This window comes from Rhizobium sp. S152 (assembly GCF_030380735.1).
Taxonomy (GTDB): domain Bacteria; phylum Pseudomonadota; class Alphaproteobacteria; order Rhizobiales; family Rhizobiaceae; genus Rhizobium.
Map to the genome: position 1 here is coordinate 129,585 of NZ_JAUDRZ010000011.1, position 22,788 is coordinate 152,372.

General features: G+C 62.8%; 21 protein-coding genes. 2 read left to right on the plus strand and 19 right to left on the minus strand.

Features of this window, described 5'->3' with window-relative positions:
- Positions 1-92: 92 nt before the first annotated feature.
- The 12 genes from QTL95_RS15325 to QTL95_RS15380 form a co-directional block, all read right to left on the minus strand.
- On the minus strand, positions 93-434 hold the full coding sequence (locus tag QTL95_RS15325) for an ArsR/SmtB family transcription factor (RefSeq protein WP_289720812.1): 342 nt from the start codon (positions 432-434) through the stop codon (positions 93-95).
- Positions 435-542: 108 nt separating this feature from the next.
- Positions 543-1,313 carry an SDR family NAD(P)-dependent oxidoreductase gene (locus tag QTL95_RS15330; protein WP_289720813.1) on the minus strand — a complete coding sequence of 257 codons (771 nt, stop codon included), beginning with the start codon at positions 1,311-1,313 and terminating at the stop codon, positions 543-545.
- Between the two features lie 199 nt (positions 1,314-1,512).
- Positions 1,513-1,920, minus strand: coding sequence for a F0F1 ATP synthase subunit epsilon (locus QTL95_RS15335; protein ID WP_289720814.1), 408 nt, complete (start codon positions 1,918-1,920; stop codon positions 1,513-1,515).
- Entirely contained in the window at positions 1,920-2,153 is a 234-nt protein-coding gene (locus tag QTL95_RS15340) for a hypothetical protein (RefSeq protein ID WP_289720815.1), read from the minus strand. Before QTL95_RS15340 ends, QTL95_RS15335 begins: the two co-directional genes overlap by 1 nt.
- Positions 2,153-3,601, minus strand: coding sequence for a F0F1 ATP synthase subunit beta (gene atpD / locus QTL95_RS15345; RefSeq protein ID WP_289720816.1), 1,449 nt, complete (start codon positions 3,599-3,601; stop codon positions 2,153-2,155). Before atpD ends, QTL95_RS15340 begins: the two co-directional genes overlap by 1 nt.
- Before the next feature lie 23 nt (positions 3,602-3,624).
- On the minus strand, positions 3,625-4,509 hold the full coding sequence (locus tag QTL95_RS15350; protein ID WP_289720817.1) for a F0F1 ATP synthase subunit gamma: 885 nt from the start codon (positions 4,507-4,509) through the stop codon (positions 3,625-3,627).
- Positions 4,510-4,535: 26 nt separating this feature from the next.
- The gene (gene atpA, locus QTL95_RS15355; RefSeq protein WP_289720818.1) at positions 4,536-6,065 is read right to left on the minus strand and encodes a F0F1 ATP synthase subunit alpha; all 1,530 of its coding nucleotides are present in this window, start codon (positions 6,063-6,065) and stop codon (positions 4,536-4,538) included.
- Positions 6,065-6,631, minus strand: a complete 567-nt coding sequence (locus QTL95_RS15360) for a F0F1 ATP synthase subunit delta (RefSeq protein ID WP_289720819.1) — start codon at positions 6,629-6,631, stop codon at positions 6,065-6,067. The genes atpA and QTL95_RS15360 overlap by 1 nt, the downstream gene beginning before the upstream one ends.
- Before the next feature lie 254 nt (positions 6,632-6,885).
- Positions 6,886-7,275: an AGROH133_08824 family phage infection protein gene (locus QTL95_RS15365; protein ID WP_289720820.1), complete on the minus strand. Its 390-nt coding sequence runs from the start codon at positions 7,273-7,275 to the stop codon at positions 6,886-6,888.
- A gap of 78 nt (positions 7,276-7,353) precedes the next feature.
- Positions 7,354-9,567, minus strand: coding sequence for a primosomal protein N' (locus QTL95_RS15370; RefSeq protein ID WP_289720821.1), 2,214 nt, complete (start codon positions 9,565-9,567; stop codon positions 7,354-7,356).
- 54 nt (positions 9,568-9,621) lie between these two features.
- A complete protein-coding gene (locus QTL95_RS15375; protein WP_289720822.1) occupies positions 9,622-10,767 on the minus strand; it encodes an AAA family ATPase in 1,146 nt (381 codons plus the stop codon).
- Between the two features lie 21 nt (positions 10,768-10,788).
- Entirely contained in the window at positions 10,789-11,736 is a 948-nt protein-coding gene (locus QTL95_RS15380) for a GNAT family N-acetyltransferase (protein WP_289720823.1), read from the minus strand.
- 143 nt (positions 11,737-11,879) lie between these two features.
- Here QTL95_RS15380 and QTL95_RS15385 point away from each other — a divergent pair, with 143 nt between their 5' ends.
- Both QTL95_RS15385 and QTL95_RS15390 read left to right on the plus strand, forming a co-directional pair.
- Positions 11,880-12,824 (plus strand): tyrosine recombinase XerC, encoded by a 945-nt coding sequence (locus QTL95_RS15385; RefSeq protein WP_289720824.1) that lies wholly within the window; start codon positions 11,880-11,882, stop codon positions 12,822-12,824.
- Positions 12,825-13,194: 370 nt separating this feature from the next.
- Positions 13,195-14,289: a TraB/GumN family protein gene (locus QTL95_RS15390; RefSeq protein ID WP_289720825.1), complete on the plus strand. Its 1,095-nt coding sequence runs from the start codon at positions 13,195-13,197 to the stop codon at positions 14,287-14,289.
- Between the two features lie 286 nt (positions 14,290-14,575).
- Here QTL95_RS15390 and lpdA read toward each other — a convergent pair whose 3' ends face one another.
- From lpdA to QTL95_RS15425, 7 genes are all read right to left on the minus strand, one after another.
- Positions 14,576-15,982 carry a dihydrolipoyl dehydrogenase gene (lpdA, locus tag QTL95_RS15395; RefSeq protein ID WP_289720826.1) on the minus strand — a complete coding sequence of 469 codons (1,407 nt, stop codon included), beginning with the start codon at positions 15,980-15,982 and terminating at the stop codon, positions 14,576-14,578.
- Positions 15,983-16,008: 26 nt separating this feature from the next.
- On the minus strand, positions 16,009-16,647 hold the full coding sequence (locus tag QTL95_RS15400; protein ID WP_289720827.1) for a LysE family translocator: 639 nt from the start codon (positions 16,645-16,647) through the stop codon (positions 16,009-16,011).
- A gap of 31 nt (positions 16,648-16,678) precedes the next feature.
- Positions 16,679-17,431: an SDR family oxidoreductase gene (locus QTL95_RS15405; protein WP_289720828.1), complete on the minus strand. Its 753-nt coding sequence runs from the start codon at positions 17,429-17,431 to the stop codon at positions 16,679-16,681.
- A complete protein-coding gene (locus QTL95_RS15410) occupies positions 17,428-17,934 on the minus strand; it encodes a hypothetical protein (RefSeq protein WP_289720829.1) in 507 nt (168 codons plus the stop codon). Before QTL95_RS15410 ends, QTL95_RS15405 begins: the two co-directional genes overlap by 4 nt.
- 7 nt (positions 17,935-17,941) lie before the next feature.
- On the minus strand, positions 17,942-18,331 hold the full coding sequence (locus QTL95_RS15415; RefSeq protein WP_289720830.1) for an MAPEG family protein: 390 nt from the start codon (positions 18,329-18,331) through the stop codon (positions 17,942-17,944).
- Positions 18,332-18,385: 54 nt separating this feature from the next.
- The gene (gene odhB, locus QTL95_RS15420) at positions 18,386-19,621 is read right to left on the minus strand and encodes a 2-oxoglutarate dehydrogenase complex dihydrolipoyllysine-residue succinyltransferase (RefSeq protein WP_289720831.1); all 1,236 of its coding nucleotides are present in this window, start codon (positions 19,619-19,621) and stop codon (positions 18,386-18,388) included.
- A 116-nt stretch (positions 19,622-19,737) separates the two neighbouring features.
- The gene (locus tag QTL95_RS15425) at positions 19,738-22,722 is read right to left on the minus strand and encodes a 2-oxoglutarate dehydrogenase E1 component (protein WP_289720832.1); all 2,985 of its coding nucleotides are present in this window, start codon (positions 22,720-22,722) and stop codon (positions 19,738-19,740) included.
- Between the last annotated feature and the right edge of the window lie 66 nt (positions 22,723-22,788).

Sequence of the window (22,788 nt, forward strand, 5' to 3'; positions counted from 1 at the left end):
GCGACGCGAACGAGTTTATGGAAATGGCCGCCGGTCAAGTCCGGTTGGACTGCATCTTCCGGGCGAAGCGGTCTCTCTCGAAATACGGCTCTTCAGTCTTCGTCGGCTTCCGGAAACATGACGAAGAGCGAGCGAAGAAAGGTCACCGTCTCTACCTTGGCGATCCTGTAGTAGATCAGCCGCCCGTCGCGACGGCTGGAAACCAGCCCTTCCATCCTGAGGCGCGCAAGCTGTTGCGAGACCATCGCCTGCTGTACGCCGAGCAGTTCTTCCAGTTCACCGACCGTGCGCTCCCGCTCCGTCAGCAGATAGAGGATGAGAAGCCGGTTATGGTGAGACAGCGCCTTGAGAACCGTACTAGCGGTACGGGCCCTTGCGGACAGCTTTCTCAGCCTTTGGTCGGCATGGCCCGGTTGAGGTGTGGACAAGTCCATTCTGCATCTCTGACTATAACAAACGCCGCACTTAAAACGGGTGCAACAACCTTATTCGCACCCGCCGTCGGCTTGGATCTCTTGAGATGCTAAAAAACTTATCGCTGCTCAGCAGATAAGCTGACCGCCATTTATTTCAAGCACTTGCCCGGTCACGTAACCGGAAAGTGATGGAGCCGAGAGGAACAAATAGGCGGGAGCACAGTCCTCCGCCGTTCCCAGCCGCTGCAGCGGAATGCCCTTGCGCGTTGCTTCCAGTTTCTCGGGCGACGAATAGCGCTGGTGGAAATCGGTTTCGATGGTGCCTGGCGAGACGCAATTGACGCGGATTTTTGATGGTGCCAGCTCCCGCGCCAGCGCCTTCGAATAGGTCGAGACGAAGGCCTTGGATGCCGAATAGATCGCCGAGCCAGGACTGCCGCCCGTCAGCGCCGAGATCGACACCGTGTTGACGATGGCAGCACCGTCCGCCGCCTTCAGGCCAGGGATCAGAGCGCGCGTCAGCTCCACGACGGAGGTCTGGTTCAGATGCACGATCTTTTCATATTGCTCATCGGTCAGCGTATCGGCGGGAAACCGGCCAACCATTGTCCCTGCATTGTTGACGAGCACATGCAGGCGGTCGAAGGTGCTCAAGACCTTGGCCGCAAATGCAGCCGTGCCATCCGCCGTCGAAAAATCGCCTGGAACGAGGAAGGCGCGCCGGTCCTCTTCCGCCGTCAGCAGGAAATCCGGAAGTTCCCGGTCCCCGTCGCGCCCGACATGCACCAGCACGCGCGCGCCACAATCGAGAAACTGCCGGGCAACCTCAAGGCCGATGCCCCTGCTCGCGCCGGTCACCACGACATTCCTATTTTCGAACAATTTGGGATGAAACACGCAAGCCCTCCTCGGCTATGTCGGTGCGGCGGGGGCCGATGACGGCGCAGGCGCGACCGGCGGCGTTGAACCCCGAGGCAACCACAGCGCGCCCAATCCGTCAACCTTTGCCGCGATCCGCGCCAGCGACCGGATCGCGTGCCCAAAAACAAAAAAGCGGCCCTGAGGCCGCTTCGATGGTGTCACGCCGTGGCGCTGATCAGTCCTCGCGGATCACGCCGCTGAGGTGGGTCAGTTCCATGACATAATGCTCCAGCCTCGACTTGTGCTCGTGATGCTGGGTGTCTTCGATTTCGCGCTTGGCCGCTTCGATACGCAGCGTCAGCTCGTCCTTGGTGATGTCCTCGATCGCGACCGCGGATTCAGCCAGAAGCGTGCAGCCGGTCGGCAGGATGTCGGCGAAGCCACCGAAAACAACGTAGTCCTTCTTTGCGCCGCTGGAAGAGCGAACGCTGACGATGCCCGGCTTGATCGTCGTCATCGTCGGCGCGTGGTTCGCCATGACGGTCATCTCGCCCTCGGTGGCCGGAATGACAACTTCCGTCACCATCTCCGACAGTAGCAGGCGCTCCGGAGACACGAGTTCAAAATTGAAATTGTCAGCCATCAGTGACTTACCTTCTCGGCCTTTGCATCTTGCAGTTTGGTCCCGCAGAACGGGCAGTGCTGTATCGCCTGATCGAGATAGCCCAGACCTTCCTCGGTCTGGACCAGTCCGACAACCATCATCAGCGCGCCGTTGTCCGCCCTGTAGACGGTGGGCGCCGCGGGTTCCGGAAGATCCGCCACGACCACCCTGAGGTCGTCGCAGCAGAAAATCTCGTCATGAGCTTCGCTCATTAGGCAGCTGCGGAGAGCTTCTTGGCCTTTTCGATGGCTTCTTCCATCGAGCCGACCATGTAGAAGGCTGCTTCCGGCAGGTGATCGTAGTCACCGTTGACCAGACCCTTGAAGCCCTTGATCGTGTCTTCGAGAGCAACCAGCTTGCCCGGCGAACCGGTGAAGACTTCGGCGACGAAGAACGGCTGCGACAGGAAGCGCTCGATCTTGCGGGCGCGGGTGACGGTCATCTTGTCCTCTTCGGACAGTTCGTCCATGCCGAGGATGGCGATGATGTCCTGCAGCGACTTGTAGCGCTGAAGCGTCGTCTGGACCTTACGGGCGACTTCGTAGTGCTCTTCGCCGACAACCATCGGGTCGAGCATGCGCGAGGTGCTATCGAGCGGGTCAACAGCCGGGTAGATACCCTTTTCGGCGATCGAGCGCGACAGAACGGTCGTTGCGTCCAGGTGGGCGAACGAGGTTGCCGGAGCCGGGTCGGTCAAGTCGTCGGCGGGGACGTAAATGGCCTGAACCGAGGTAATCGAGCCCGTCGTCGTGGTCGTGATGCGTTCCTGCATCTGGCCCATGTCGGTGGCCAGCGTCGGCTGATAACCAACGGCCGAAGGAATACGTCCGAGCAGAGCCGACACTTCGGAACCCGCCTGGGTAAAGCGGAAGATGTTGTCGACGAAGAACAGAACGTCCTGGCCCTTGTCGCGGAAGTCTTCGGCGATCGTCAGACCGGTCAGAGCGACGCGAGCGCGGGCGCCCGGCGGTTCGTTCATCTGGCCGTAAACGAGCGCAGCCTTGGAGCCTTCGCCGCCGCCATGCTTGTTGACGCCGGATTCGATCATTTCGTGGTAGAGGTCGTTGCCTTCGCGGGTACGTTCACCCACGCCTGCGAATACCGAGTAACCACCGTGCGCCTTGGCGACGTTGTTGATCAGTTCCATGATCAGAACGGTCTTGCCGACGCCGGCGCCGCCGAACAGGCCGATCTTGCCGCCCTTTGCGTAAGGTGCGAGCAGGTCGACGACCTTGATGCCGGTGACGAGGATCTGTGCTTCCGTCGACTGGTCGACGTAGGCAGGTGCGTCCTGGTGGATGGCGCGCTTGCCCGAGGTAACCAGCGGACCGGCTTCGTCGACCGGCTCGCCGATGACGTTCATGATACGGCCGAGCGTTTCCGGACCGACCGGAACCGTGATCGGAAGACCGGTGTCGGATACGGCCTGACCGCGAACCAGACCTTCGGTCGAGTCCATGGCGATCGTGCGAACTTCGTTTTCACCCAGGTGCTGAGCGACTTCGAGCACGAGGCGGTTGCCGCCGTTCGTGGTTTCGAGCGCGTTCAGGATCGCCGGCAGTTCGCCTTCGAAGGCAACGTCTACGACGGCGCCGATAACCTGCGTGACCTTGCCGGCGGAGCCTGCCGCGGCCTTCTTGGGGGTAGCTGCCTTAGCCATCTTCTTACCCTCTTTCCCTAACCTCAGAGCGCTTCCGCGCCCGAAATGATTTCAATGAGTTCCTTGGTGATCTGAGCCTGGCGCTGACGGTTGTAGTTCAGCGTCAGCTTATTGATCATCTCACCAGCGTTACGCGTCGCATTGTCCATCGCGCTCATCTTGGCGCCCATTTCGCCGGCGACGTTCTCGAGGAGCGCGCGGAAGATCTGGACGGAGATGTTGCGTGGGATCAGATCCTCGAGGATCGCTGCCGGATCCGGTTCGTATTCGTAGACCGCGCCGGCATGCGCCTCGTCCTCGGCAACGGTCTCGCCGACCGAAGCCGGGATCAGCTGCTGAGCCGTCGGAACCTGCGAGATCACCGACTTGAACTCGGAGTAGAACAACGTGCAGACGTCGAACTCACCGGCTTCGTACATCTCGATGATACGCTTGCCGATGCTGTCGGCGTTCTCGAAGGCAACGCGCTTGACGTCGCGCAGTTCCTTGCGCTCGACGATGAGCGAGAGGAATTCGCGGCGCAGGCTGTCGTAGCCCTTCTTGCCGACCGTGAAGATCTTCACCGTCTTGCCTTCGGCGATCAGCTTGCGAGCATGATCACGGGCAAAACGAGAAATCTGCGAGTTGAAACCGCCGCAGAGGCCGCGCTCGGCGGTGCAGACGACGAGCAGGTGAACCTGATCCTTGCCCGTACCGGTCATGAGCGTCGGCGCACCATCCGCTTCGGTGACGGCCTTGGCGATGTTCGCCAGGACCGCACCCATGCGCTGCGAATAGGGCCGAGCGGCCTCGGCCGCCTCCTGCGCACGCCGAAGCTTCGCCGCGGCGACCATTTTCATCGCCTTGGTGATCTTCTGCGTCGCCTTGACGGAGGCGATCCGGTTTTTCAGATCCTTAAGTGAAGGCATCCGTGATCCGTCCTAACTGGGTCCGATTACGAGAAAGACTTCGCGAAGCTGTCGATGGCAGCGGTGAGCTTGCCCTTCGTATCGTCGCTGATGGCCTTGTCGTTACGGATCGTGTCGAGGATCGCCGCACCTTCGGAACGGAGGTACGACAGCAGGCCCTGCTCGAACTTGCCGACCTGGTTGACCGGGATCTTGTCGAGGTAGCCGTTGACGCCGGCGAAGATCACCGCGACCTGCTCTTCCGTCTTCAGCGGCGAGAACTGCGGCTGCTTCAGGAGTTCGGTCAGACGTGCACCGCGGTTAAGCAGGCGCTGCGTCGAGGCGTCGAGGTCGGAGCCGAACTGGGCGAAGGCGGCCATTTCGCGATACTGGGCGAGTTCGCCCTTGATCGAGCCGGCAACCTGCTTCATGGCCTTGATCTGGGCGGCCGAGCCAACGCGCGAAACCGACAGACCGACGTTAACGGCCGGACGGATGCCCTGGTAGAACAGGTCGGTTTCAAGGAAGATCTGGCCGTCGGTGATCGAGATCACGTTGGTCGGAATGAACGCCGAAACGTCGTTACCCTGGGTTTCGATGACAGGCAGAGCCGTCAGCGAGCCAGCGCCCTTCTCGTCGGAGAGCTTTGCAGCGCGCTCGAGGAGACGGGAGTGAAGGTAGAAAACGTCGCCCGGATAAGCTTCGCGGCCCGGCGGGCGGCGCAGCAGAAGCGACATTTGGCGATAGGCGACAGCCTGCTTGGAAAGGTCATCGTAACCGATCAGCGCGTGCTGGCCGTTGTCGCGGAAGTATTCGCCCATGGCGCAACCGGCGAACGGTGCCAGGTACTGCATCGGAGCCGGATCGGAAGCCGTAGCGGCAACGACGATCGAGTACTTCATTGCGCCGCGTTCTTCGAGAACCTTGACGAACTGGGCAACGGTCGAACGCTTCTGGCCGATAGCGACGTAGACGCAGTACAGCTTGTCGCCGTCAGGACCGTTGTCGTGGATCGCCTTCTGGTTCAGGATCGCGTCGAGAATGATCGCGGTCTTGCCGGTCTGGCGGTCGCCGATGACGAGCTCGCGCTGGCCGCGGCCAACCGGGATGAGCGCGTCGATGGCCTTGAGGCCGGTCGACATCGGCTCATGAACCGACTTGCGCGGAATGATGCCGGGAGCCTTGACGTCAACGCGCGAACGACGCGTTGCGTTGATCGGGCCCTTGCCGTCGATCGGGTTGCCGAGAGCGTCGACAACGCGGCCGAGCAGTTCCGGACCAACCGGAACGTCAACGATGGCGCCGGTCCGCTTGACGGTGTCGCCTTCCTTGATGTCGCGGTCGGAGCCGAAAATAACGACACCGACGTTATCGGACTCAAGGTTCAGCGCCATGCCGCGGATGCCGCCCGGGAACTCGACCATCTCGCCTGCCTGGACATTGTCCAGGCCGTAAACGCGAGCGATACCGTCACCGACGGAGAGCACCTGACCGACTTCCGAGACTTCCGCCTCTTTGCCGAAATTTTTGATCTGATCTTTGAGAATTGCGGAAATTTCCGCGGCGCGGATATCCATCAGCCAACCTCTTTCAATGCAAGCTTAAGGGTAGAGAGTTTGGTACGAAGAGACGTATCAATCTGACGGGACCCGACCTTCACGATCAGACCACCAAGAATTGACGGATCAACCGTGACGTCGACCGCCACGTCTTTGCCGGTGACGCCCTTGAGCGCCGCCTTCAATTCAGTTTCCTGCGCTGCGGAGAGCGCATGGGCCGAGGTCACCTCGGCGGAGATTTCGCCACGCTGGTTGGCGGCAATGATGCGGAAGGCCTTGATCATGCCCGGGAGGGCGAACAGGCGGCGGTTACGCGCCACGACCTTCAGGAAGTTTGCGAAGAAGCCGCTGATGCCGGCCTTCTCGCTGATCGCGACGATGGCCTTCAGCTGGTCCTCGGCGGAAAAAACCGGACTGGAAATGAAACGCTTCAGATCGGCGCTCTCGTCCAGCATCGCCTGAAAACGGTCGAGATCGGCCGTCACGGTCGCGACGGCATTCTCTTCGAGCGCCAGCTCGAACAGCGACGAGGCATATCGCTCTGCAACACCAGATGTAAGCTGGGACGTGTCTGCCACGGGCACAAATTTCCCTGATTTCAACCCAAGAATCCGGCTTCCGGCGGGCGCCTGATCTAAATTCCTGAATTCGTTATGATTTCCCCCAGAAATCGCAAGAGAAGCCTCTTGCTTCTTCCGAAATTCGGGGTCCGTCTAACATAGGATATCGGGACTCGCAACACGCGTAACGCCGTTATCCTGTTTTAGCGGCGATTTATGCCGCAAAAATGCGCGATACGTCGAGAGCCGGCGATCGGCCTGCTCGATATCCGTTCAAATCAGGCGGAAAAGAAACCGAAGACATAGCCGAGCGGAAGCGCCGCCAGAACCGCCTGCACAACCAGTAGTATATAGTTGACGAAAGTGCCTCCACGGTCGGACAGCAGCGAAATGATGCGCGCGAAGGCGGCCATTGCGAAGGCGGCACCGAGAACCAGATAGGTGTTCGGCTGCGCCAGCAGTATGGGTGCCAGACCGAGCGCAAGATAGACGCCGCCCGTCGAGCGCTGCTCGGCGTAACCGTCGCGGCGTCCTTCGCGCGGCTGCAAGCCGAACAGGCGCATGGCGTATCCCGGCGCGAACATGATGATGAAGCCCGCGAATGCGGTAAATGCCGCCGCGCAGAAAGCCAGTTGTTCGCCCAGTTCTTCGGGAAAATACAGTTCCATAGATCGACCTCAAATCACGCCCAATGCGCTCCTTATGCCACGATTGGCAAAGACCGCAAGCATCCGAGATCGGCTGAACTATAGGAAGCTCTGCGGATCGATATCGAGCTGCACGTGGATGGAGCCGCGCTCCCTGGGCGACTGTGCCAGCATGGTGCGAAGGAAGGCCTGCATGTCGGAGTTCCTACGCCCATGCACGAGCAACCGGAAGCGATGCCTTCCACGCACCAGCGCCAACGGCGCTTCGGCCGGCCCGAGCACGGAAATGCCGGTTACCTGAGGCGCGGCATTGCGCATGCTGCGCGCATGACCTTCGGCGTCCTGCCTTGTTTCCGCCGAGACGATGATCGACGCCAGCCGCCCGAACGGCGGCAGGATCGCCCGCTCGCGCTCGGCGATCTCGCGCTCGTAGAACGCACCAGCATCGCCCGAGACGATCGCCTGCATCACGGGATGCTGCGGCTGGTAGGTCTGCAGCAGGCCGTGGCTCTTCAGACCCGTGCGACCGGCGCGGCCCGTCACCTGCGACAGCAGCTGGAAGGTCCGCTCGGCCGCCCTGGGATCACCGTTCGCCAACCCGAGATCGGCATCGATGATGCCGACGAGCGTCATCAGCGGGAAGTTATGCCCCTTGGCGACCAGCTGCGTGCCGATGACGATATCCGCCTCGCCCTTGGCGATGGCGTCGAGTTCCAACCTCAGTCGCTTCACCCCGCCCATGATGTCGGAGGAGAGCACGATGGTCCGCGCCCCGGGAAAATGCCGCTCCACCTCTTCCGCGATCCGCTCGACCCCCGGCCCGCAGGCGACCAGATGATCGAACGTGCCGCATTCCGGACAGGCCTCGGGCGTATGCTCGTGGTAGCCGCATTGGTGGCACTGCAGCTGCCGCTTGAACCGGTGCTCCACCAGCCAGCTGGAGCATTGCGGGCATTGGAAGCGATGGCCGCAGACCCGGCAGAGCGTCAGCGGCGCATAGCCGCGCCGATTCAGGAACAGCAGCGCCTGCTGCTGCTTCTCCACCGTCTTGCCGATGGCCCTCAAGAGCACCGGCGACAGGAAGCCCCCGCGCTCCGGCGCATGCCTTCTCATGTCGACCAGATGCAGGTCGGGCAGCGCCGCGTCGCCGAAGCGTGTCGGCAGGTGGATCGTCGTATAGCGCCCGCTCTGGCCGTTGACTTGGCTTTCCACCGATGGCGTGGCCGAGACCAGCACGACGGGAAAATCGCCGATCCGGGCGCGCACGACAGCCATGTCGCGCGCATTGTAATAGACGCGGTCTTCCTGCTTGTAGGCGGGATCGTGCTCTTCATCGACGATGATCAGCCCGAGATCCTCGAACGGCAGGAACAGCGCCGAACGCGCGCCGGCCACGACCCGGACCTCCCCCGTCACCGCCTGCCGCCACACCTTCTCGCGTGTCCGCGGCGCCAGATCGGAATGCCATTCGGCAGGCTTCGCGCCGAAGCGATCCTGAAAGCGCTCAAGGAAACTTGCCGTCAGCGCGATCTCCGGCAAGAGGATCAGCACCTGCTTGCCGCGCTTCAGCGTCTCGGCGATCGCCTCGAAATAGACCTCCGTCTTGCCCGAACCGGTAACCCCATCGATCAACGATACAGCGAACTGGCCGTTGCGCACCTCTTCGAGGATTTCGTCGGCCGCCTCTTTCTGCGGACCCGCGAGCCGCGACGGCGCGAAGTCCGGGTCCGGCTTCGCCACAACAGGCGGAGGGGGCAGGAAGACCGTCTCGAATATCCCCTGTGCGATCAATCCATCGACCACGCTCGTCGAAACGCCGGCCGCATGCGCCAGACCGATGCGCGTCCACGACAACCCGTCGCCGGCGGTATCGAGCACGCGGGCGCGCGCCGGCGTCATCCGCTCCGGGTCGCCGCCGACAAAGCGCAGCCCCTCCACCATCGGTTCCGGATCGAAAGCGTTGGGAACGCGCAGCGCCATCCGCGCCACCAGCCCCGGCGGCGACAGCGTGTAGCTTGCCACCCAGTCGACGAAATCGCGCATCTCCTTTGAGAGCGGCGGGCAATCGAAGACCTTGGTGATCGGCCGGAGCTTCTTCGGATCGACGCCCTCGTCTCCCCCCTCCCAGACGGCGCCGATCACCTGGCGCGGCCCAAGCGGCACCTGCACCACAGAGCCGGGCTCGACCGCCATGCCCTCGGGCACGGAATAGGAATAGGGCGTTGGCGTGGGCAGGGGAACGAGCACCGCCACCGTACGCACGGCGGGCGGCGGCTCGATCGGGCCAAAGAGGTCGGACGAATCTATGCTCATCGGGCGCGACCATGCCCGCAACGAGACCAAAATGAAACCCGCGACATCACGCTATCAATCGTCATCATCGCCCTCGCCGGCGATGACACCCGTCAGCCGCATCCCCTCGATCCAGGTCGCCCCGTTCTCGCGGATCACCCTGCGCGGCCGGACCCCGCAGCGCTCGCGCACCGCCTCGGCCAGGCCCTCTGAATGCGTCACGATCCAGATCTGGCTGCTCTTCGACGCCTCCGCAATCATGTCGGCCAGCGGCGCCAGCATATCGGGATGCAGGCTCGCCTCCGGCTCGTTAAGGGCGATGAACGGCGGCAGGCGGTAGGATAGGAGTGCCGCCGCCAGCCCGAGAAAGCGGATCTGCCCATCCGACAGTTCGCGCGGCTGGAACACCCGGTGCGGGAAATCCGGAAGTGCGAGCCCGAATTCCGCCGTCTCTTCCGGGATCGGCACCACCAGCCGCGCGCCGCCGAAGGCTGAGGCGACGACGCGGTCGAGATCATCAGTATCCTGCCGCGTGTGTCTCAACGTCGCGAACACCGCCGCCAGATTGGCGCCGTCCTCATCCAGCATCGGCCCGGTCACGGCAAGACAGGGCTGGCGCAGCGGCGAGGCGCGATCGGTGCGAAAGCCATGAAAGAACCGCCAGTTGGCGACCACGCGGCGAAATGCTGATATCTCGGGAAAATGCCCGGCATCGCCAAGCAGCGCCATCGCCGTTTCCGAGGTCAGCGCCTGATCCGGATAGTCCTGCATCCGTCCGGAGCCATCCCGCACCTGGATCGCGGGGCCCGCCCGCTTCATCATCGTAACCGGCCGCCCGTGATCGACGATCAGCTCCTCGGTCTTCACCTGCGGCTCCAGCGGAAAACCGGCCGCGGCCTTCGGCGGGCGCAAGCCGACCTCGACCCTGTAGCGAAAGGTGACGGCCCGCTCCTCGTCCAGAAGCTCGACCTCGAGCCGCACCCGCGCCGGGCCGTCACTCTGCTTGCGCGTGCCCGACCACAGCACCGAGAACATGCCGCCCTCGGCCGCAAGCTCGCGCACCAGCCGCCCGGTGACGGCCGCCTGCACCAGCTGCAGGGCACGATAGAGATTGGATTTGCCGACCCCGTTCTCGCCAAGAAACAGCGAGGTCTCCGACAGATCCATGCGGATCGAACGGAGCGACCGGTAATTCTGGGCGAACATGGAGCGGAGTTGCATGCCCCGCTTTACCCCATCCGTTCAGCGAAATGAATGGGCATCGGCCATCTCGGGCAGGCTTGGCTCGACGAGAGGCTGGAAGCGCGCGTCGCCATCAAGCTTCAGCGCCTCGACGGTGTGCGTCTCCAGCGCCCTTGTGACGTCGTTGATATCGCCATCCAGATGCTCGACCGGGATCATCTCTCCGATTACGAAATCGAAGCGGTCGCCGCGCTTGTTCAGGAGTTCATGAAACACCGTCATGTCGCGCAGCTCCGTCGACCACTTCGCGAACCAGTAGAACAGCCCGGAATTGCGCGCCGTCATATGCACCGGCAGGATCGGCAGATTGTACTTGCGCGCCAGCCCGACGGCAGACGTCTTCCATGGACGCTCGTTGAGCCGGCCATTCGCCCAGTAGGCGATGCGCCCGGAGGGAAACAGCACCGTCGCCTTGCCCTCGCGCACCGCATGGTTCGTCAGCTGCAGCGTTTCTCGCGCCTTGAGCTTGCTCTTGTATTCCTCGCGCCACTCCACCGGAATGATCATCTCCGCGAAGCGCGGATTGACGCGCACCGCATCGCGGTTGGCGAAAACCATCATATCCGGCCGCCGCGTCTTCAGAAGATCGAAGACGGCGACGCCATCGGCGATCCCTGTCGGGTGGTTGCTGACGAGAATGAAGCCGCCGCGCGCGGGAATGCGCTCGTCGTTTCTCACCGTGATTTCCAGATCGAGCAGGTCGCTCATATATTCGAAGCACTGGAAGCCTGGCATGTTGGCGATGTCGTTGGCAAACTTCATCGCCTTGTTGTAGCGCAGCAGCGTGTAAAGAAACGGCCGCATGACCGGCCACAGCGGATGGCCGACGATCTTCTGGCCGCGCTCGGCAATCAGCGTATCGACGATATGTCCGGGTCTTCCCTGCGAAACAAGCGCGATTGCTTCCGCGAACTGTCCAAGTGCCGTCGTGGGTTGGCGCCGTGCCATGCAAGTTCCTGCGTCGTTAGGAGAACATCAGGTCTCCAAGGTTATGATGGAAGCATGACAAGCACTTGGCCGGCATTAGCAATTCCATAACGGTCCCCCTTCACAATTGGCAGCCGTACCGGCGAATTCAAGGGGCTGCGACGTTGAACGAACTGCTGATCATCGCCGACCATAGGCTGATGGCCGAGCGCGCCGCATGGCTCGAAAGCCTGGCACGCGAGCGGCGCCTGTCTGAACATACGCTCGACGCCTATGAGCGCGATACGCGCCAGTTCCTGGCCTTCATGACCGGCCACCTCGCCGGCCCGACGACGCTCAAGAATATCGAGGCCCTGCGCCCGGCTGATTTCCGCGCCTTCCTCGCCTCCCGCCGCAAGGAAGGCTCCGGCGCCCGCTCGCTTGGCCGCAATCTGGCCGGCCTGCGCTCGCTGCTGCGCTACCTTGAAAAAAAGGGCCTGGTGAACGCCGCCGGTGCCGGCGCGGTGCGCTCGCCCAAGCAGCCCAAGTCGCTGCCCAAGCCGCTCTCGGACGGGCAGGCTATCAAGGTCGCCAGCGACGAGGCGCAGATGCATGAGGAGCCCTGGATCGCCGCCCGTGACGCCGCCGTCTTCACGCTGCTCTATGGCTGCGGCCTGCGCATATCCGAAGCACTCGACCTCACCCCTGCCGACCTCCACGCCGGTGCCACGACGCTACGCATCACCGGCAAGGGCAACAAGACCCGCATGGTACCGCTGCTCTCGGTGGTTTCCGAGGCGGTCGCCCGATACAAGGCGCTCTGCCCCTATCATCTGGCCGACGATCAGCCGCTGTTTCGCGGCGCGCGCGGCGGCAAGCTGCAGCAGGCGATCATCCAGCGCACCATGCAGAAGATGCGCGGCGCCTTCGGCCTGCCGGAGACGGCAACCCCGCATGCGCTACGCCACTCTTTCGCCACCCATCTCTTGGCCGGCGGCGGCGATCTCCGCACCATCCAGGAACTGCTCGGCCACGCCAGCCTCTCGACCACGCAGGTCTACACGGGTGTGGATTCCTCGCGGCTTCTGGAAGTTTACGATCGCGCCCATCCTAGAGCCTGTCCGGGCTAGATTGCAGCATTCTGCCGGAGCAGGTTTTCGTCAGGGCAAAGGCGATTGGCGAAGGGCATACCCCTAGGTACGGTCGAGCCGATCGCCTTTGATCCTGGCGGAAAGATGCCCGGCCCCAACTGGTTTGCAAAGCAAACCACCGGGGTTGGCTGAAACGGGCCGCCTGATCGTTCGGCCGGCTTGGCCGTATGCGTTGGCTACGACGCGCGCCGGCCGAACGACCATCCGACTCCGTTTGAGCCAACAGAATGCTGCAATCTAGTCCGGACAGGCTCTGAGGCGTAATCCTTTGTTAACACCTTCTCTTAAAGGAATATGCGCAGCCCGCGTGTAGAATGCAGGCGCCCATTTTCGTGACCGGAACACCATCATGACGATCTCCATCGGCCACCGCACCCTTCACATCGGCCCGCACGGTCCGGCCTCGCCAGGCAATATCGTGCTCTGGCTGGTCGCCGCCTTCCACGTGGCGCTCGCGGCACTCCTGATCGTCACGCTGTTCTCGATCTCGCCCGCCCGCGCCGCCGAAGACGCCAGCTGCACCGGCCGCAACATCCTTACCGACCTCCAGCAGAGCGATCCGGCCCGCTATGCCGAAGTCGTCAAGGAAGGCGATGCCGTGCCGAACGGCAAGGGCATCTTCTGGAAGATCGAAAAACCCGGCATCAAGCCGTCCTGGCTGCTCGGCAGCATGCACGTGACCGACCCGCGTGTGCTCGACCTGCCGCCGCGCACCCAGTCCGCTCATGATGGCGCCGACACCATCGTCATCGAATCCGACGAGATCATCGACGAGAAGAAGGCCACGGCAGCGCTTCTGATGAAGCCCGACCTGATGATGTTCACCGACGGCACCACCATCGAAAAACTGTTGTCGCCGCACGAGTACCAGCGCCTCAAGGCCGGCCTGAAGAGCCGCGGCATTCCGCTTTCCGCCGTCTCGCGCATGCGCCCCTGGATGATATCGAGCGTCGTGGCGCTGCCCGCCTGCGAGATGGCCCGCAAGGCAAAGGGCGTCCAGTTCCTCGACCAGAAGATCGCCACCGACGCCGTTGCCGAGGGCAAACAGGTCAAGGGCCTCGAGACCCTTGCCGAACAGCTGCAGGCCATGGCGGAACTCCCCACCGAATTCCACATGAAATCGCTGATCGAAACGCTGGAGCTCGGTTCGAAGATGAACGACGTCGTGGAAACCATGACGGATCTCTATCTTTCCGGCGATATCGGCATGACCATCCCGATGCTGAAAACCGTATCGCCTGAAGGCGAGAACGATGACGGCGACTACGCTACCTTCGAGCAGCGCATCATCCTCGACCGCAACAAGATCATGGCCGAACGCGCTGCACCGATCCTCGCCAACGGCAACGTCTTCATGGCCGTCGGCGCGCTGCATCTGCCCGGTGAGGGTGGAGTGATCGAGCTTCTGCGCAAGCAGGGCTTTACGGTGACGGCGGTGAATTGAGGGCTGCCACGGACCAAGCTCCACGCTTGCCGCAAAAGTCCCCTCCCCAACCCCTCCCCACAAGGGGGAGGGGCTAGTTTGTGGCGACGCCGAGCGCCGCTTTTACCCTTGCATCAGTTGAGAGAGCAAAGTTCTGCCGAGCGATTGCCGCCCGGAAGCCCCTCCCCCTTGTGGGGAGGGGTTGGGGAGGGGTCTTACGACAAAGAGCAAACCGCGCGAGGATTAGCCAAACGAAAAGGCCGCGGTCCTCTCGAACCGCGGCCCCTTCGAAGCTTATGGCAAAGCCTTACATATGGATCGGCTTGAAGAACGCGGCCAGCGCGGCTTCCTTCACCGCTTCCGACATCGTCGGGTGCGCGTGGCAGGTGCGGCCGAGGTCCTCGGCGGAGCCGCCGAATTCCATCAGGACGGCGATCTCGTGGATCATTTCGCCGGCGCCGAAGCCGACGATGTGGCCGCCGAGGACGCGGTCGGTGGTCTTGTCCGAGAGGATCTTCACGAAACCATCCGTCGCCAGCATCGCCCGTGCACGGCCATTGGCCGTGAACGGGAACTTGCCGACCTTGTAGGCGACGCCTGCAGCCTTCAGCTCTTCCTCGGTCTTGCCGACGGAAGCGACTTCGGGCTGCGTGTAGACGACGCTCGGGATCACGTCGTAGTTCACATGGCCGTGCTGACCGGCGAGGATCTCGGCCAACGCCACGCCCTCGTCTTCAGCCTTGTGCGCCAGCATCGGGCCCTTCACCACGTCGCCGATCGCATAGATGCCGGCGACGTTGGTCTTGAAGTGACCGTCGATCTCGACGCGGCCGCGATTGTCGAGCGTCACACCCGCTTCCTCGAGACCGAGGCCGGCCGTGTAGGCCTTGCGGCCGGTGGCCACCAGCACGACGTCGGCTTCGAGCGTGACCTTGTCGCCGCCCTTGACCGGCTCGAAGGTGACCTTCGCGCCCTTGCCGCCCTTTTCGACGCCGACGACCTTGGCGCCGAGGTTGAAATCGATGCCCTGCTTGGCGAGCATGCGCTGGAACTGCTTGGCGACATCGCCATCCATGCCGCCGAGGATCGTGTCGAGATATTCGACGACCGTGACCTTGGCGCCGAGGCGCGACCAGACCGAGCCGAGCTCGAGGCCGATGACGCCGCCGCCGACGACGATCATCGTCTCCGGAACCTTCTCAAGCGCGATGCCGCCGGTCGACGAGATGATGACCTTCTCGTCGAGATCGACATGCACGCCCGGGATGCCGGCGACGTCGGAGCCGGTGGCGATGACGATGTTCTTGCCTTCGATTTCCTGCACCTTGCCGTCCTCAGCCGTAACCGAGACCTTGCCAGCCGAGACGATCTTGCCGGTGCCGATGAAGCTGTCGATCTTGTTCTTCTTGAACAGGAAGGCGACGCCGTCGACATTGGCCTTAACCGTCGCATCCTTGTGCGCCAGCATCTTGTCGAGGTTCAGCTTGGGTGCAGCCACCTCGATGCCGAGCGCGTCCATGCCGTGGCCGGCCTGATGGAACATTTCCGACGCATGCAGCAGCGCCTTGGAGGGAATGCAGCCGACATTGAGGCAGGTGCCGCCGAAGGTCGCGCGCTTTTCGACGACGGCGACCTTGAGGCCGAGCTGGGCCGCCTTGATGGCAGCGACATAGCCGCCGGGGCCGGTTCCGATAACGATCACATCATAGGACATTGGTGCTTTTCCTTTTCGTTATTTATCTAGTCCGCCGCGCGGGCGAGCGCGAGACGGAAGCCGAAGCCGACCAGAGCGGCGCCGGTAATGCGGTTGAACCATTTGCCGCTGGCGATGAAACGATCGCGAACGGCCTTGACGGTGAAGAAGGTGGAGACGGCGGCGAACCATAAGACCAGCGCGGTCGCCATGCCGATGCCGTAGCTGAACTGGATGAGGCCGGGCGTGTCGTGATGAACGAGCGTCGAAAACAGCGACAGGAAGAACAGAACCGGCTTCGGGTTCAGCGCATTGGTGATGAAGCCCATGCCGAGGCAGCGCAGCGCCGAGATCGGCTTGCGATCCTCTTCGCTTACATTGATCTCGCTGACGTTGAAGCCCGGCGCGCGAAACGACTTGATGCCGAGATAGACGAGATAGGCGACACCCGCCCACTTGATCATCGCGAACAGCATCAGCGACTGCGACACGATCAGCCCGAGGCCGAGGATCGTGTAGCTGATGTGGAACAGCAGTGAGAAGCCCATCCCGAGCCCGGTCATCATGGCGGCGCGGCGGCCATGCACGATGCTCTGGCGCAGGATCACCGCGAAGTCGGCGCCCGGCACGACGATGAAGATCGAGAAGACGGCCATCAGGCCGAGAAATTCGAGAACGTACTGCATGATCATATCGCCCTTGAAATGATGAACCCGATCATCGGCCGCCGCTTACATTGAGGATCGCGCCGGTCACATAGGATGCATCCCTGGATAGCAGATAAAGCACCGCGTCGGCGATCTCTTCCGCCGTCCCGGCGCGCTGCATCGGAATGCTCGGCGCCATCTGGCGCGCCCGATCAGGCAGGCCGCCGGAAGCATGGATCTCGGTGTCGATGACACCAGGCCTGATGGCATTGACCCGCACGCCCTCGGTCGCCACTTCACGGGCAAGGCCGATGGTGAAGGTGTCGATCGCGGCCTTGGAGGCGGCGTAATCGACATATTGCGACGGCGAGCCGAGGATTGCGGCCATAGACGAGATATTGACGATCGCCCCGCCCTTGCCGCCATGCCGGGTCGACATGCGGCGCACGGCCTCGGCCGCGCAGAGGATCGAGCCGGTAATGTTGATGCGCATCATTCGCTCGATGCGCGCGACCGACATTTCATCGACGCGGGCGGGCGCATCGACGATACCGGCATTGTTGGCAAGTCCGTCCAGCCGGCCGAAATGGCGGTCGACGGCCTCGAACATCTGCGTGATATCCGAGGCTTCGCCGACATCGCCCTTGATCGCGATGGCATCACCGCCGCCGGTCTTGATCTTCGCCACGACCTCGTCCGCCGCCTGCTTGTTGGAGGCGTAGTTGACGGCGACGTGCCAGCCTTTCGACGCCGCCAGCAGGCTGATCGCGGCGCCAATGCCGCGGCTGCCGCCGGTGACGAGAAGAACGGGTTGGTCACTCATGACGCACATTCCTTGAAGTCGAGCACATCCCAGGGCGCGACCGATGCCTTGCCCTTGCCCCAGATCGACGAGGCGCGAATGGCCGGTCCGATGCCGGGCAGCACGATCTTGTCTGCCGCGGCACCTGCTTCCGGCTCCAGGTTGTTCATCTCGCCCTTGGCATCGACGCCGTAGACCATGCCCTGCCAGATGGTACAGGCATTGAGATCGTCGCCGGTCACGTCGCCGCCGGGGCAATTGAACATGATCATCCCGATCGAACGATCCGGTTCCTCCGACGGCATGACGTAGCCGTCGAGCACCATCGATGTCTTCAGCACCTTGATCTTGAACTGGTTGCTCGCGGCCGCCGCTTCGGAATTGAGCGGCGAGAAGCGCAGCTCATAGGCGCCGTCGCGATCGGCATAGACCGCACTGCCCTGCTTGCACTCGGCCGCCAGCAGCGGCTGGCCGCAAAGCGCGGCGAAAACGAAGGGGGCGATGGCAACAGAAAGCTTACGCATCATCCCCTCACCACACGATGCCTGAGAACATCAGCACCAGCCCGATCGCCGACACCGACCAGATCCATGAGCGGTAGGGGCTGAGCCCGATCAGATAGGCAGGCAGATAGGCGACGCGCGCCCAGAACCACAGCGCTGCACCCCAGTGGGTCAGGCTGTCGGAACGGCCGGAAGCGACGGTGACCACGGCAAGCGCGATGAATATGGGATAGGTTTCCTGGAAATTCCTCAGCGCCCGCGTCGCACGGCCTGTGAGCACATTCGGCTCAGGCTCATGGTCGCGCGTCGAATTCGCCTCCTTCACGCCGCTCTGCATGCGATAGGCCGCCGCCTGCGCCATCATGTAGGCGAAGGCGAGCGCGGCGCTCCAGAGCAGGTAGGCAAGTTCCAGCGACATCAGGTGTTCCGGTGCTGAGGCGAAAAGGGCCGCTCGCGCGGCCCTGTCGGTCTCTTAGAGATCGAGAACGAGGCGTTCCGGATCTTCCAGGCTTTCCTTGACGCGAACGAGGAAGGTAACCGCTTCCTTGCCGTCGACGATACGGTGGTCGTAGGAGAGCGCGAGATACATCATCGGACGGATGACGATCTGGCCGCCGACGACGACAGGACGATCCTGGATCTTGTGCATGCCGAGAATGCCCGATTGCGGCGCATTCAGGATCGGCGAGGACATCAGCGAACCGTAGACACCGCCATTGGTGATGGTGAAGGTGCCGCCCTGCATGTCAGCCATCGAGAGCGAACCATCACGCGCCGACTTGGCGAGGCGGCCGAGGTCCTTTTCGATCTCGGCGATCGACATCTGGTCGGCATCGCGGATGATCGGAACGACCAGGCCCTTGTCGGTGCCGACGGCCATCCCCACGTGGCAGTAGTTCTTGTAGATGATGTCGGTGCCGTCGATTTCGGCGTTGACGGCGGGCAGTTCCTTCAGCGCGTGGGTGACGGCCTTGGTGAAGAAGCCCATGAAGCCGAGCTTGACGCCGTGCTTCTTCTCGAACACGTCCTTGTATTTGGCGCGCAGCGCCATCACGGCGCTCATGTCCACCTCGTTGTAGGTGGTGAGCATGGCGGCGGTGTTCTGCGCATCCTTGAGGCGCTTGGCGATGGTCTGGCGCAGGCGCGTCATCTTCACGCGCTCTTCGCGGCCGGCATCCTCGACCGTCGACGGGCCGCGTGCGGCGGCAGGGGCTGCCGGAGCAGCAGCGGCAGGAGCCGCGATGCCCTTGGCGACGGCGGCGATCACGTCGCCCTTCAGGACCTGGCCACGCTTGCCGGAGCCATCGACCTGATCGGCCGAAAGGTTGTTTTCAGCGAGCATCTTCGAAGCAGCCGGTGCCGGCGGCATCGAGGAAGCGGCAGCGGCAACCGGCGCGGCAGCGGCCGGAGCCGGCTCGGCGGCCTTGGCGGGAGCGGCAGCTGCGGCCGGAGCGGCGGCAGCGGCACCGGCGCCGGCGGCGATCTGGCCGAGCAGCGCGTCGAGACCGACGGTTTCGCCAGCCTGCGCGACGATTTCGGAAAGTACGCCGGCAGCCGGTGCCGGAACTTCGATGGTCACCTTGTCGGTTTCAAGCTCCACCAGCGGCTCGTCGGCCTTGATGACATCGCCGACCTTCTTGAACCAGGTGCCGACGGTTGCCTCGCTGACGGATTCACCGAGAGTTGGAACGCGGATTTCTGTGGCCATTGTTCAAATCCTGAATTTTGATCTTTGTGATATGGGACGGCGTCGCGGCGCAGACGGCCGATATGAATTAATGCGGAGAGGAAACGCGGCGCGCTCCCTCCCCGATCTCATTCTCGTTAGCCGCCGAGCGCGTCCTCGAGGAACGCGGCGAGCTGTGCCAGATGCTTGGACATCAGGCCGGTTGCGGGCGATGCCGCGGCCGGACGTCCGGTGTAGCGAACGCGCTGGTACTTCGCATCGATATGGGCAAGCACCCATTCGAGATACGGGTCGATGAACGACCATGCACCCATGTTCTTCGGCTCTTCCTGGCACCAGACCATTTCCGCGTTGCGGAAGCGCGAGAGCTCGTTGATGAGCGCCTTGGCCGGGAACGGGTAGAGCTGTTCGACGCGCAGCAGGTAGACATCGTCGATCCCGCGCTTTTCGCGCTCTTCCAGCAGGTCATAATAGACCTTGCCGGTGCAGAGCACGACGCGGCGGATCTTGGCGTCCTTCTGCAGCTTGATCGGGCCGTCCTTGATGACCTCGGCATCGTCCCAGAGCAGACGGTGGAACGAGGTCTCGCCGGCCATTTCGGCCAGGCCCGATACGGCGCGCTTGTGGCGCAGCAGCGACTTCGGCGTCATCAGGATCAGCGGCTTGCGGAAGTCGCGCTTCACCTGGCGGCGCAGGATGTGGAAGTAGTTCGCCGGCGTCGTGACGTTGGCGACCTGCATGTTGTCTTCCGCGCAAAGCTGCAGGAAGCGCTCGAGGCGGGCCGACGAGTGTTCCGGACCCTGGCCTTCATAGCCGTGCGGCAGCAGGCAGACGAGGCCCGACATGCGCAGCCACTTGCGTTCGCCAGACGAGATGAACTGGTCGAACACGACCTGCGCACCGTTGGCGAAGTCGCCGAACTGGGCTTCCCAGAGCGTCAGCGCGTTCGGGCGGGCCAGCGAGTAGCCGTATTCGAAGCCAAGAACGGCTTCTTCCGAGAGCATCGAGTTGATGACCTCATAGCGCGCCTGGTTGGGCGCAAGATTGGCGAGCGGTATATAGCGCTCTTCGGTTTCCTGATCGTAGAGCACCGAGTGACGCTGCGAGAATGTACCGCGCTCGCAATCCTGGCCGGAAAGGCGGATCTTGTGGCCTTCGGTGACGAGACCGCCGAACGCCAGCGCTTCCGCCGTCGCCCAGTCGATACCTTCGCCCGTCGAAATCATGTTCGAACGGTTTTCCATGAAGCGCTGAATGGTACGGTGCGCGTGGAAGCCTTCGGGGATCTCCGAAAGCTTGCGGCCGATTTCCTTCAGCTGCTTCATCGGCACGGCGGTCTTGCCGCGACGCTGCTCGTCGGCATTGTCGGCCGTGCGCAGGCCCGACCACTCGCCGTCAAGCCAGTCGGCCTTGTTCGGCTTGTAGTGCTGGCCGGCCTCGAACTCCTGCTCGAGATGCGCACGCCAGTCGGCCTTCATCTTCTCCACTTCGCCTTCGCTGAGCACGCCCTCGGCAACGAGACGCTCGCTGTAGAGCTGCAGAACGCTCTTGTGGCTGCGGATGACCTTGTACATCTTCGGCTGCGTGAAGGACGGTTCGTCGCCTTCGTTGTGGCCGTAGCGACGGTAGCAGAACATGTCGAGCACGACAGGCTTGTGGAACTTCATGCGAAATTCCATGGCAACCTTGGCGCCGTAGACGACCGCTTCCGGATCGTCGCCGTTGACGTGCAGGATCGGCGCCTCGATCATCTTGGCGACGTCGGACGGATAAGGCGACGAACGCGAGAAGGCCGGGTTCGTGGTGAAGCCGATCTGGTTGTTGATGATGACGTGCATCGTGCCGGCGACGCGGTGGCCGCGAAGACCGGAAAGGCCAAGGATTTCGGCGATCACGCCCTGGCCGGCGAACGCGGCGTCGCCGTGGATCAGAAGCGGCAGAACCTTTGCGCGTTCCGACAGCGGAATGATGTCGCCGTCCCAAACGGTGGCGCTCATGTCCTGCTTGGCGCGGGCCTTGCCCATGACGACGGGGTCGACGATTTCAAGGTGCGACGGGTTGGCCGTCAGCGACACGTGAACCTTGTTGCCGTCGAACTCGCGGTCCGACGATGCGCCGAGGTGGTACTTCACGTCGCCGGAACCTTCGACTTCGTCAGGCGCGTAGGAACCGCCCTTGAATTCGTGGAAGATGGCGCGGTGCGGCTTGCCCATGACCTGGGAGAGCACGTTGAGGCGGCCGCGGTGGGCCATGCCGAATACGGCTTCCTTGAGGCCGAGATGGCCGCCGCGCTTCAGGATCTGTTCGAGCGCCGGGATCAGCGATTCACCGCCGTCGAGGCCGAAGCGCTTCGTGCCCTTGAACTTGACGTCGAGGAACTGCTCGTAGCCTTCGGCTTCGATGATCTTCGACAGAATTGCCTTCTTGCCCTCGGCGGTAAAGGCCACACCCTTATCAGGACCTTCGATCCGTTCCTGGATCCAGGCCTTTTCCTCGGGGTTCGAAATGTGCATGAACTCGACGCCGATCGTCGAGCAATAGGTGCGCTCGAGAATCTCGATCATTTCGCGCACGGTCGCGTATTCCAGCCCGAGCACGTTGTCGATGAAGATCTTGCGGTCGTAGTCGGCAGCGGTGAAGCCGTAATTTTCAGGCGCCAACTCGTGGTAATCTTCAACAGGAGCGGCGATGCCGAGCGGATCGAGCTTGGCGTGCAGATGGCCGCGCATCCGGTAGGCGCGGATCATCATGATGGCGCGCACGCTGTCGCGCGTCGCCTGCAGGATGTCTGCGCCGTCGGCCGGCTTGCCGGCTGCTTCAGCCTTGGCCTTGACCTTGGTTTCGACGACCTTTTCGATGATGCCCCAGTCGCCGTCGAGCGCCGAGACGAGATCGCCGCTGGCCTGCAGCGGCCAGTTCTTCTTGCGCCAGGATGCGCCCTTGGCAGCCCGCTTCACATCATCAGGATTGTCTTCCAGCGCCTTGAAGAAGGCACGCCATTCTTCGTTGACCGATGCCGGGTCGTCCTCATAGCGCGCATAGAGCTGCTCGATGTAAGCAGCGTTGGCGCCATCCAGGAACGAGGTGATCTGAAACTGCTCGTTGGCTTCTTGCCGTGCCATGGTGATACGCGGACGCTTCCGCCCGCCTCCTGACTTTGTGTTTTTTGCCGATCCCATCGACCGGCT

Coding starts and splice junctions, on each gene's coding strand:
- QTL95_RS15325 (WP_289720812.1), bottom strand. CDS start 434: ATGGACTTGTCCACACCTCAACCGGGCCATGCCGACCAAAGGCTGAGA.
- QTL95_RS15335 (WP_289720814.1), bottom strand. CDS start 1,920: ATGGCTGACAATTTCAATTTTGAACTCGTGTCTCCGGAGCGCCTGCTA.
- QTL95_RS15340 (WP_289720815.1), bottom strand. CDS start 2,153: ATGAGCGAAGCTCATGACGAGATTTTCTGCTGCGACGACCTCAGGGTG.
- atpD (WP_289720816.1), bottom strand. CDS start 3,601: ATGGCTAAGGCAGCTACCCCCAAGAAGGCCGCGGCAGGCTCCGCCGGC.
- QTL95_RS15350 (WP_289720817.1), bottom strand. CDS start 4,509: ATGCCTTCACTTAAGGATCTGAAAAACCGGATCGCCTCCGTCAAGGCG.
- atpA (WP_289720818.1), bottom strand. CDS start 6,065: ATGGATATCCGCGCCGCGGAAATTTCCGCAATTCTCAAAGATCAGATC.
- QTL95_RS15365 (WP_289720820.1), bottom strand. CDS start 7,275: ATGGAACTGTATTTTCCCGAAGAACTGGGCGAACAACTGGCTTTCTGC.
- QTL95_RS15370 (WP_289720821.1), bottom strand. CDS start 9,567: ATGAGCATAGATTCGTCCGACCTCTTTGGCCCGATCGAGCCGCCGCCC.
- QTL95_RS15375 (WP_289720822.1), bottom strand. CDS start 10,767: ATGCAACTCCGCTCCATGTTCGCCCAGAATTACCGGTCGCTCCGTTCG.
- QTL95_RS15380 (WP_289720823.1), bottom strand. CDS start 11,736: ATGGCACGGCGCCAACCCACGACGGCACTTGGACAGTTCGCGGAAGCA.
- QTL95_RS15390 (WP_289720825.1), top strand. CDS start 13,195: ATGACGATCTCCATCGGCCACCGCACCCTTCACATCGGCCCGCACGGT.
- lpdA (WP_289720826.1), bottom strand. CDS start 15,982: ATGTCCTATGATGTGATCGTTATCGGAACCGGCCCCGGCGGCTATGTC.
- QTL95_RS15400 (WP_289720827.1), bottom strand. CDS start 16,647: ATGCAGTACGTTCTCGAATTTCTCGGCCTGATGGCCGTCTTCTCGATC.
- QTL95_RS15405 (WP_289720828.1), bottom strand. CDS start 17,431: ATGAGTGACCAACCCGTTCTTCTCGTCACCGGCGGCAGCCGCGGCATT.
- QTL95_RS15410 (WP_289720829.1), bottom strand. CDS start 17,934: ATGCGTAAGCTTTCTGTTGCCATCGCCCCCTTCGTTTTCGCCGCGCTT.
- QTL95_RS15415 (WP_289720830.1), bottom strand. CDS start 18,331: ATGTCGCTGGAACTTGCCTACCTGCTCTGGAGCGCCGCGCTCGCCTTC.
- odhB (WP_289720831.1), bottom strand. CDS start 19,621: ATGGCCACAGAAATCCGCGTTCCAACTCTCGGTGAATCCGTCAGCGAG.
- QTL95_RS15425 (WP_289720832.1), bottom strand. CDS start 22,722: ATGGCACGGCAAGAAGCCAACGAGCAGTTTCAGATCACCTCGTTCCTG.